Raw genomic sequence first — 1,696 nt, 5'->3', positions numbered from 1 at the left:
CCGGCAGGACATCGAAGAGGTCGGCGACGAGACCGTAGTCGGCGACCTGGAAGATCGGCGCCTCCTCGTCCTTGTTGATGGCGACGATGACCTTCGAATCCTTCATGCCGGCGAGGTGCTGGATGGCACCCGAGATGCCGCAGGCGATGTAGAGATCGGGCGCCACGACCTTGCCGGTCTGGCCGACCTGCCAGTCGTTCGGGGCGTAACCGGCATCGACGGCAGCGCGCGAGGCGCCGACGGCGGCTCCGAGCTTGTCGGCAACCGGCAGGATGACCTGCCTGAACTTCTCCGCCGAGCCGAGCGCCCGGCCACCGGAGATGATGATCTTCGCCGAGGTCAGCTCCGGCCGGTCGGAGGCCGACAGCGCGTCCTTGACGAAGCTCGACAGATCCGGATTGGCAGCCGCGGCGATGGTTTCGACCGGGGCAGAACCGCCTTCCGCAGCGGCAGCAAACGAGGCGGTGCGCACGGTGATCACCTTCTTTGCGTCGGTCGCCTGCACCGTCTGGATGGCATTGCCGGCATAGATCGGCCGCTTGAAGGTGTCAGATGAGACCACCTCGATGATCTCCGAGACCTGGGCGACATCGAGAAGGGCTGCCACGCGCGGCATGACGTTCTTGCCGGTCGAGGTGGCGGCGGCGATGATCGTGTCGTAGCTGCCTGAAAGCGAAACAATCAGGGCCGCCAGCGGCTCGGCGAGGTTGTTGGCAAGGCTTGCGTCCTCGGCAACCAGCACCTTGGAAACGCCGGACAGCTTGGCGGCCGCATCGGCCGCAGCCTTGGCGCCGGCGCCGGTGACGAGGACGGTGACGTCGCCGCCGATGTTCTGCGCCGCCGTCAGTGTCTTGGCGGTCTGGTCGGAAAGGTGGCTGCCGTCGTGGTCAGCCAGAAGCAGAATGGCCATGGATATATCTCCCTTTCTCGAACTTAGAGGACGCCGGCTTCGGTCTTGAGTTTCTCAATGAGCTCGGCGACCGACTTGACCTTGACGCCGGCCTTGCGGCCGGACGGCTCCTCGGTCTTCAAGACCTTGAGGCGCGGCGCGGTGGAAACGGAAAAGTCGGCCGGGGTCTTCTTGTCGAGCGGCTTCTTCTTGGCCTTCATGATGTTCGGCAGCGAGGCATAGCGCGGCTCGTTCAGGCGCAGATCCGATGTGACGACGGCCGGCAGCTTGATCTCGATCGTCTGCAGGCCGCCATCGACCTCGCGGGTCACCTGCGCCTTGCCCCCAGGACCAGGGACTTCGATCTCGATCTTCGAGGCGAAGGTCGCCTGGGCGGTGCCGAGAAGGGCGGCCAGCATCTGGCCGGTCTGGTTGGAATCGTCGTCGATCGCCTGCTTGCCGACGATGATGAGGCCGGGCTGCTCGGCATCGACGACGCCCTTGAGGATCTTGGCGACGGCAAGCGGCTCGACCGGATCGTCGGTCTCCACCAGGATGGCGCGGTCGGCACCCATGGCAAGCGCGGTGCGCAGCGTCTCTTCGGCCTTGGCAGGGCCGATCGACACGACGATCACCTCCTCGGCCTTGCCGGCTTCCTTCAGCCTGAGCGCCTCTTCCACCGAGATCTCGTCGAACGGGTTCATCGACATCTTCACATTCGCAAGCTCGACGCCTGTGCCATCGCCCTTCACGCGGATCTTCACGTTGTAATCAACCACCCGCTTCACGGGGACGAGAATTTTCATG

Annotated in this window: 2 protein-coding genes; both read right to left on the bottom strand. The window is 64.8% G+C overall.

What is annotated here, in order from left to right; all coding sequences use genetic code 11:
* The coding region (locus PMI09_RS27035) for an electron transfer flavoprotein subunit alpha/FixB family protein (RefSeq protein ID WP_007801861.1) at window positions 1-910 on the bottom strand (910 nt) is incomplete at its 3' end.
* 23 nt (window positions 911-933) lie between these two features.
* Window positions 934-1,695, bottom strand: a complete 762-nt coding sequence (locus PMI09_RS27030) for an electron transfer flavoprotein subunit beta/FixA family protein (protein WP_007801859.1) — start codon at window positions 1,693-1,695, stop codon at window positions 934-936.
* Between the last annotated feature and the right edge of the window lies 1 nt (window position 1,696).

The sequence above is a fragment of the Rhizobium sp. CF122 genome, assembly GCF_000282035.1.
Taxonomy (GTDB): Bacteria; Pseudomonadota; Alphaproteobacteria; order Rhizobiales; family Rhizobiaceae; genus Rhizobium.
This window is presented reverse-complemented; position numbering and strand designations above follow the sequence as displayed.

Coding starts and splice junctions, on each gene's coding strand:
- PMI09_RS27030 (WP_007801859.1), bottom strand. CDS start 1,695: ATGAAAATTCTCGTCCCCGTGAAGCGGGTGGTTGATTACAACGTGAAG.